Here is a 7,928-nt window from a genome sequence, read left to right as displayed (position 1 = left end):
CTTGGCCACCACCGCGCGTGCCGCCCACAACGGCATCGGGTCGGCCTTGCCCTTGAGGGCGTGGGACCCGACGTCGGCGTACGAGATGGAGGCGTTGGTGAGCAGTCGCGTCGTCTCGTCGACCCAGACCTGGCCGGGCGCCGCCGCCGACTGCACCCGGCTCGCGGTGTTCACCGGGTCGCCGGCCACCATGCCTTGCATCTCGGCCCCGGCGGTGACGGCCACCTCGCCGGTGACGATCCCGACCCGCATCAGAAGGTCCGGTACGCCGACCTCCGAGCCGAGCGCGGTCACCGCAGCCACCAGCTCGAGCCCGGCCCGCACCGACCGCTCGGCGTCGTCCTCGTTCGTGGTGGGCACGCCCCAGACCGCCATCACCGCGTCCCCGATGAACTTCTCGACGACGCCGCCATAGCGCGCGACGATGCGAGAGCACTCCTCGAAGTAGCGGCTCAGCAGCTCGCGGACGTCCTCCTGGTCGCGCGACTCCGACAGCGGCGTGAAACCCACGAGGTCGCCGAACAACACGCTGGTGAGCCGACGGGACGCGACCTGGACGGCCGGTGCAGGCGCTCGTGGGCCGACCAGGGCGGTGCCGCACTCCAGGCAGAACTTCGCGCCGGGGACCACCGCGGTGCCGCACGCCGGGCAGCCGGTCTGCTGGGCCGCGCCGCACTCGATGCAGAACTTGGCGCCCGCCGGCTGGTCGACGCCACAGCTGAGGCAGGCGGTCACGAGGTCGTCACCCCTGACAGAGCCCGGTCGAGCTCGGCGAGCCAGGCGGCGGCGCCCAGCGTGTCGTACGTGGTCCGGGCTGCGGCGAGGCGGGGCTCCGCCTCGTCGATGCGGCTGCGGTGGGTGAGCCATACCCCGTACGCCGCCTGGGCGCGAGCCACGTAGACCGGGCAGCCCCATGCCCCGTACTCCCGCAGTGCAGACGCATACTGCTCCTCGACCACCTCGTCCGTCGCCTCCGGCGGTGCCGCGAGGACTGCCCACAGTGCGAGGTGTCCGCGAAGCCCCGCCGGCGGGCGAGCACCGGCGGCTTCGACGATCTGCGTGGTGTGCGCCAGCAGGTCGCGATCGTCGTACCTGAGCGCGACGTCCATGACCGCCCCGACGATCGTCGGGAAGTCGTCCTCTAGAAGGTTCTCCTCGTATGCCTCGTCGAGGGCGGCCCGGGCACTCCCGGTGGCCTCGGGATCTCCCGCGTAGGCCTGGGTGATCGACCGTCCGAGGGTCCACCAGTAGCCGGTGAACGTTCGATGAGTCGAGAGAGTCGTCGTCGCGGCCGGGTCCTGTCCCCGGGCCGCCAGCACCAGACCGACCAACGTCCCAATGCACGCCTCGTTGTCGGTCTGGAAGGTCTCCATGGCGAGGGCCGCAACCACCTCGTCCCACTCGCCCACCGCCCACTGGGCCAGGGCCTGGTTGTTACGGGCGTGACTGATCCACTCGAGGTTGCCGGACCGGGTGGCCACGTCGACCGCCTGGCGTCCCACCTCGAGGGCTCGCCGGGCGTCGACCCCGTTCAGGTTCGACGACCAGTTGCCCAGCGCGTGCGCCTCGACGACCAGGTCGTGCGAGTCCCTGGCGACCGCGACCGCCTTCTCCAACGCCAGAACCCCCAACAACCGGCCGCTGGTCCCCAGCAGATCCACGGAAATTCCCATGAGGGCCCGCGCGATCTGTGACTGGTCGTCCAACCGTTCGGCGATGTCGAGCTGGCGCAACCCCAGCGCGACGTCCTGACGCCCCAGACGGGCAAGGACTTGGCGGTAGGCCCCCAGGACGCTGGCGAGGGTGAGCAGCTCGTCCTGGGTGTCCTTCAACCGTCTGTAGTAGGGCTCGATCTCGCTGACCGCGGTCTCGTACTCCTCGGGACCCATGCAGAGCGACCTCGAGAGCTGCGCGGCAGCGAGGGCCTCGTGGCGGAGATCACCGGCCGCGGCGAAGCTTGCCTGGGCGGACCTGGCGCGGGCTATCGACTCGTCGTACCGGCCGATGGCCTGGCAGTTCTCGGCCAGATCGAGCTCCAGGCCCGGCCGGACGGCTGGGTCCAATGCCAGCTCCAGTGCCCGCTCCAGGTGTCCGGCGGCCTCCTTGGGCGACCCCAGCGAACGCGCGCGATCGGCGGCCTGCCGGAGGAACCCGACGGCCTGCGCGTTGAGCTCGGCGACGTCGGGGGCGTCCGGAACCGCCTCCACCGCGGCCATGCAGTGCTGCGCGACGACCGGCGCGAGCTCGTCTGACCACCGCCGGAGCATCGCGGACAGTACGTCGAGGTGGGCTTGCTTGCGCTCTCGCCGCGACAGCGTGCCGTAGGCCACCTGGCGGACCGCGGACTGCACGAACTGGTAGCGCCCCTGCTCGCTGCTCAGCCGGCTCGCCTCCACGCGCAGGATCTGGGCGCGGACCAGCCCGGCCAGCGCCTGCTCCAGGTCAGGTACGTCGGGACACAGCTCCGCCAGCAGCTCCGGCTCCACGGAGTCCCCGGCGACGCTGGCCCGGTCGACGACCCGGCGCTGGTCATTTGGAAGGATGTCGAGACGCGCGGAGATCAGGGCCTGCAAGGAAGCGGGGGCGCCGATCGCGGCCAGGTCCAGCGAGTCCGGGTCACGAAGCACATAGGTGCCACCGCGCGGCACCACCAGGTCGCGGTCGATCAGCGCCCGGACGGTCTCCACCGCGAACGTCGGCACGCCCTCGGACCGGGCGACCAGCTCGTCGCGGACGCCGGGGGGCAGCCCTTCGACGAGCCCGTCGACCAGCAGGGACATGTCGTCCCCGGTGAGTTGCTCGAGGTTCAGCACCGTGGCCCGGCGGTTCGTCGCCAGGTCCGGGTGGGCGGCCAGCAGCTCGGGGCGCGCCAACAGCATCACGAAGCAGGGGAACGTGGCCACCGACATCAGGTGCTCGACGAACATCACCAGCCCGTCGTCGGCGTACTGGGCGTCGTCGAGCATCATCACGACCGGCTCGGCGCGGCCGCTGACCCGCTCGAAGAACGTCGTCCACGCCGCGAAGAGGTCCTCGCGCGGGAAGGAGCCGGCAGAGCCGAGCAGGGCCGCGAGGCGGGGCGCCAGCCACTCCCGGTCGGCCTCGGAGTCGACGTACGCCGCGAGCCCGCCCGCGATCAGCGCTGGAGGGTCCGCGGCATCGGCTTCGGGGCCCACGCCCGTCTCGAGCCGACTGCGGACAGCCTCGGCCAACGCGTAGTAGGCGACCCCCTCGCCGTAAGAGACGCACTTGCCGGCGTGCCAGCGGCAGCTGTTGCTCAGGCCGTCGGTGTACTTGGAGAACTCCCAGCCCAGCCGCGACTTGCCCACCCCGGCGTCCCCGACGACCAGGAGCAGTGCTGGACGGTGAGTCTCCTCGACCCTGTGGTACAGCTCCTTGACCATTCGCAGCTCGCGGTCTCGGCCGACCAGCGGCGCCTCGAGACCGTCGGCGCGTGCCGTCCCGCCGATCTGGGCCACCACGGCCCGAGCCGCCCAGAGCGGCATCGGGTCCGCCTTGCCCTTGAGGGTGTGGGCGCCGGCATCGACGTAGGAGATCGCGGCCGAGGTCAGCAGTCTGGTGGTCTCGTCGACCCAGACCTGGCCGGGGGCGGCGACCGACTGCACCCGGGAGGCGGTGTTCACGGGGTCGCCGGCCACCATGCCTTGCAGCTCGGCGCCGACGGTCACGGCGACCTCGCCGGTGACGATGCCGACCCGCATCGCAAGCTCCGGAACGCCGAGCTCGGCTCCCAGGGCGGCCGCGGCGGCGACCAGCTCCAGGCCGGCCCGCACCGACCGCTCGGCGTCGTCCTCATGCGTGGTGGGGACGCCCCAGACCGCCATCACGGCGTCGCCGATGAACTTCTCGACCGTCCCGCCGTAGCGGGCCACGATGCGTGAGCACTCCTCGAAGTAGCGGCTCAGCAGCTCGCGCACGTCCTCCTGGTCACGCGACTCCGACAACGACGTGAAGCCCACCAGGTCGCCGAACAGCACGCTCGTGATGCGCCTGGACGCCACGGGGTGGGTCGAGGCTGCGTCGACGCCGGCTGCAGTCGCACCGAGGGTGGTCCCGCACTGCTGGCAGAACCTCGCCGAGGGCTGGGCCGGGCTGCCGCAGGACGGGCAGGCCGACTGCAGCGGCGTACCGCACTGGCTGCAGAACCGGGCGTCGACCGGCTGGTCGGCGCCGCAGCTCGCACAACCCGGCATCGGGTCCGCCTCAGGCCCTGAGCCGGCGTACGACGACGTCCTCCGCCAGGCGTCGGGCCTCGCCCTGACCGGTCACGGCGCCGAGGAACTCCTCACGTTCGAGCGCGAGCAGGACCAGGTCGTCGTCGGCGGTGATCGTGGCCGTACGCGGGACGTCGCGGAGCAGGCCGATCTCGCCGAAATACTCGCCCGGTCCCTCCTCGCGGAGCAGGCGGCCGTCGGCGGCGGTCACCCGGACGGTCCCGGACTCGATCACGTAGAACCGGTCGGACTCGTCGCCCTCGTGCATCACGACGTCGCCGGCCGGCACCTCGACCCGGATCAGGGCGCGGGCGAGCGCGTCGAGAGTGACCGGGTTGAGCGGACCGAACATCGGGATCGCCTGGAGCAGCGGCAGGCCGGCGGGCGCCTCGAGGCGGCGGTCCATGCGGCGCATCTGCGGGAGACCGAGCAGCGCCACGGCGCCGATGGCCAGGCCGAGGACGGCCAACGTCGTGCGCAGGCCCCAGTAGTGGAGCATCACCGGCGTGATCGCGGAGCCGATGGCCATGGTGCCGATCAGACAGGTCTCGAAGGCGCCGAACACCCGCCCCAGCACGGCGTCCGGCGTGAGGCGCTGGATCACGGTGAAGACATTGACGTCGACGAGCGGGTTTGCAAAGCCGAGGAACGCCATCACCGCGAACGCCGTCACCGGCGAGGGCCAGATGGTGACCAGGATCAGCGGGAACGACCACAGGAAGACGCCAACGACGAGGTCCTGGCCGAGCTTGTGCTTCGAGGCCCGGGCGATGGCGACGATGCCGCCCAGGATCGCCGCCAGGCCGGACACCGAGTCGAGCAGACCGACGCCCTTGGCCCCGGTGTGCAGGATCTCGACGGCCATCAGCAGCGGGAATACCGCGGTCGCACCGGCGACGACGGTCTGCGCGGAGCCCTGGGTGACGGTCATCAGCAAGTCCTTGTCGCGCCAGATCGCGCGGAACCCGGCCGACATCTCGGCGAAGAAGCTCTCCGCCTTCTTTTCGGCCTCGGCGACGACCTCTTCGGCCTCGGCAACGACCTTCGGTACGGGCCCTGCCTGCGGCGCGTCGTCCGTCCCGGCCTCGCCCTCGGTGACGTCGCCATGCGAGATCCGGATGCCGGCGACCATGAGGATCGACCACAGGAACGAGACGACGTTGACGAGGAACACGATCTCGACGTCGGCGATCGCCAGCAGGCCCGCGCCGATCGCCGGACCGACGAAGATCGCCAGGCTCTCCAGGGTGCTGGCGGTGCCGTTGGAGGCGGTGAGCTCGTCGGTGGTGTTGGCCAGCTGGGGAGTGATCGCGCCCTGGGCGGCACGGAACGACGAGCCACCGAACGACGTCAGGATGGCCAGCACGAAGATCGGCAGGGCCGGAGTTCCGGCGTACAGGCAGAGGGTGGCGGCGGCGACCAGAACGGCGCAGTAGAGGTCGCTCAGCATCATCACCCGCTTGCGCGAGAACTTGTCCGCCAGGGTCGACACGAACGGCGTCGCGACCGCCATCACGGCCAGGCGGACCGCGTAGTAGATCCCGACCGCGCGCGCCCCGCCCACGCCGTACGCCCAGACGGAGACCGCCGTGGCGTAGGCCCAGTTGCCGATCAGCGAACCGGTGAAGGCCAGCTGCATGCGACGCAGGTTGCGGTTGACGAAGACCGACTTCAGCGACGACCCGGTCTCCTTGAAGAACGCGCCGACGACTCCGCCGCTCCGCTCCTCGGCCACAGCCACGCTCTCGCCCACGGCACCTCCCCCAGTCCCACGTCGGGCTGCCCGCCCTCGGGCCCGAGCAGCGTCAGCGTACGGGCACGGCAGCCTTTCTGTCAGTGACACGAAGGATCGCTTTCCGTGGTGTGCCGATGGGGTCGGTGGTCGAGAAGCGACCTCTGGGCTTCGGTGGCGCGTCTGGCGGTCGGTGGTTGAGGAGCGAGCTCAGCGACGACCCCGGTGGTTGAGGAGCGAGCTCAGCTGCGACCCCGGTGGTTGAGGAGCGAGCTCAGCGACGACCCCGGTGGTTGAGGAGCGAGCTCAGCGACGACCCCGGTGGTTGAGGAGCGAGCTCTGCGAGCGTCTCGAAACCGTCGCCGAAGAGCGCGGCCGGCACCGGTGGTTGAGGAGCGAGCTCTGCGAGCGTCTCGAAACCGCCGCGGAAGCGCGCGGCCGGCACCGGTGGTTGAGGAGCGAGCTCAGCTGCGACCCCGGTGGTTGAGGAGCGAGCTCTGCGAGCGTCTCGAAACCGCCGCCGAAGCGCGCGGCCGGCACCGGTGAGGTGGAGGTCATCCACAGGTACCCGTCCAGATCGAGCAGGGACGCGTCGATCCCGTCACTCTTGGGGGATGGCCTGGGTGTACATACTCGAATGCTCCGACGGTTCCTTCTATGTCGGAAGTACGACCGACTTGGAGCGACGCCTCGGCCAACACCAGGACGGCGAGGGGGCCGAGTACACGAAGCCGCGCCGACCGGTGCGCTTGGTCTGGAGCCTGCCGTTCGATCGTGTCGACGAGGCATATGCGTACGAGAAGCGGGTCCAAGGGTGGGGACGATCCAAACGTTTGGCATTGATCGAGGGCCGCGCCGACGAACTGCCCTCTCTGGCCAGTCGCAGCCATGAGGCTCTCGTACGACGTCAGAGCAAGGCCGCTCGGCCCGATGACGAGGGTGGGAGGACCCCTCGCCCTCGTGACGCGTCTGTCTCGAAAGGTCCCTGACACCGGCGGTTTCGAGACGCTCGCAGAGCTCGCTCCTCAACCACCGCACCCATTCCGGGTTGAGGAAGGCGCCCTGGCGCCTGTCTCGAAACCACCGTCCCGAACCTGAGGTGGTTTCGAGACGCTCGCAGAGCTCGCTCCTCAACCACCGACGAGCCCAGCTCGCTCCTCAACCACCGACGAGCCCAGCTCGCTCCTCAACCACCGACGAGCCCAGCTCGCTCCTCAACCACCGACGACCCCAGGCTCGCTGCTCAACCACCGATCGGGCGGACAGGGCTCGGTTCTCAGGCGGACGACCCGGAGACGTCAGGAGTAGAAGGCGTCGATGAGGGAGCGGTAGTTGGCCTCGACCACGTTGCGCTTGACCTTCATCGACGGCGTGAGCTCGCCGGAGTCGACGGAGAGGTCGTGGTCGAGGAGCTCCCACTTCTTGATGGTCTCCCACCGGTTGAGGTGGGAGTTCAGCTCCTCGACGTACCCCGCGACCATCCGGCGGCAGGCGTCGGAGGCGACGATGTCGGCGTACGAGCCGGGCACGTCGTTCTCCTTCGCCCAGTCCGCGAGTGCGTCGGGGTCGAGGGTGACGAGGGCGACGACGAAGTTGCGCTCGTTGCCGAAGACCACGAACTGGCTGGCGTAGGGGCAGATCGCCTTGAACTTCGACTCGATCGCGGGCGGCGCGATGTACTTCCCGCCGGAGGTCTTGAACAGCTCCTTGATCCGGCCGGTGATCCGCAGGAACCCGTCGCCGTCGAGCTCGCCCTTGTCGCCGGTGCGCAGCCAGCCGTCGTCGGTCAGCGACTGGGCGGTCTCCGCGGGAAGGTTGTGGTAGCCCTCCATCACGCCCGGGCCCCGGATCAGGATCTCGTCGCCCTCGCCGAGCTTCACCTCGGACGCCGGGAAGACCGGGCCGACGGTCCCCATCCGGTAGTCGTCGGGGTGGTTGACGAAGGATCCGGCCGACGACTC

General features: G+C 70.3%; 4 protein-coding genes and 1 pseudogene. 1 reads left to right on the top strand and 4 read right to left on the bottom strand.

All coding sequences use genetic code 11. The features are described from left to right. The 3 genes from VGK78_RS15500 to VGK78_RS15490 form a co-directional block, all read right to left on the bottom strand. The coding region (locus tag VGK78_RS15500; protein ID WP_331528591.1) for an adenylate/guanylate cyclase domain-containing protein at nt 1-735 on the bottom strand (735 nt) is incomplete at its 3' end. Continuing rightward, nucleotides 732-4,214, bottom strand: a complete 3,483-nt coding sequence (locus VGK78_RS15495; RefSeq protein WP_331528590.1) for an ATP-binding protein — start codon at nt 4,212-4,214, stop codon at nt 732-734. The genes VGK78_RS15495 and VGK78_RS15500, both read right to left, overlap by 4 nt. A gap of 10 nt (nt 4,215-4,224) precedes the next feature. After that, nucleotides 4,225-5,988: an MFS transporter gene (locus VGK78_RS15490; protein WP_331528588.1), complete on the bottom strand. Its 1,764-nt coding sequence runs from the start codon at nt 5,986-5,988 to the stop codon at nt 4,225-4,227. A gap of 593 nt (nt 5,989-6,581) precedes the next feature. On the opposite strand from VGK78_RS15490, the gene VGK78_RS15485 reads away from it, so the two are divergent. Continuing rightward, the gene (locus VGK78_RS15485) at nt 6,582-6,956 is read left to right on the top strand and encodes a GIY-YIG nuclease family protein (protein ID WP_331528587.1); all 375 of its coding nucleotides are present in this window, start codon (nt 6,582-6,584) and stop codon (nt 6,954-6,956) included. Nucleotides 6,957-7,265: 309 nt separating this feature from the next. Here the strand turns inward: VGK78_RS15485 and VGK78_RS15480 are convergent. Then, nucleotides 7,266-7,928 (bottom strand): annotated as a pseudogene (locus VGK78_RS15480) (long-chain fatty acid--CoA ligase); the annotation flags it as partial.

This window comes from Nocardioides sp., from assembly GCF_036503465.1.
GTDB lineage: Bacteria > Actinomycetota > Actinomycetes > Propionibacteriales > Nocardioidaceae > Nocardioides.
This window is presented reverse-complemented; position numbering and strand designations above follow the sequence as displayed.

Excerpts from the sequence above, each read along its gene's own strand:
- VGK78_RS15485 (WP_331528587.1), top strand. The coding sequence starts at position 6,582 with ATGGCCTGGGTGTACATACTCGAATGCTCCGACGGTTCCTTCTATGTC.
- VGK78_RS15495 (WP_331528590.1), bottom strand. The coding sequence starts at position 4,214 with ATGCCGGGTTGTGCGAGCTGCGGCGCCGACCAGCCGGTCGACGCCCGG.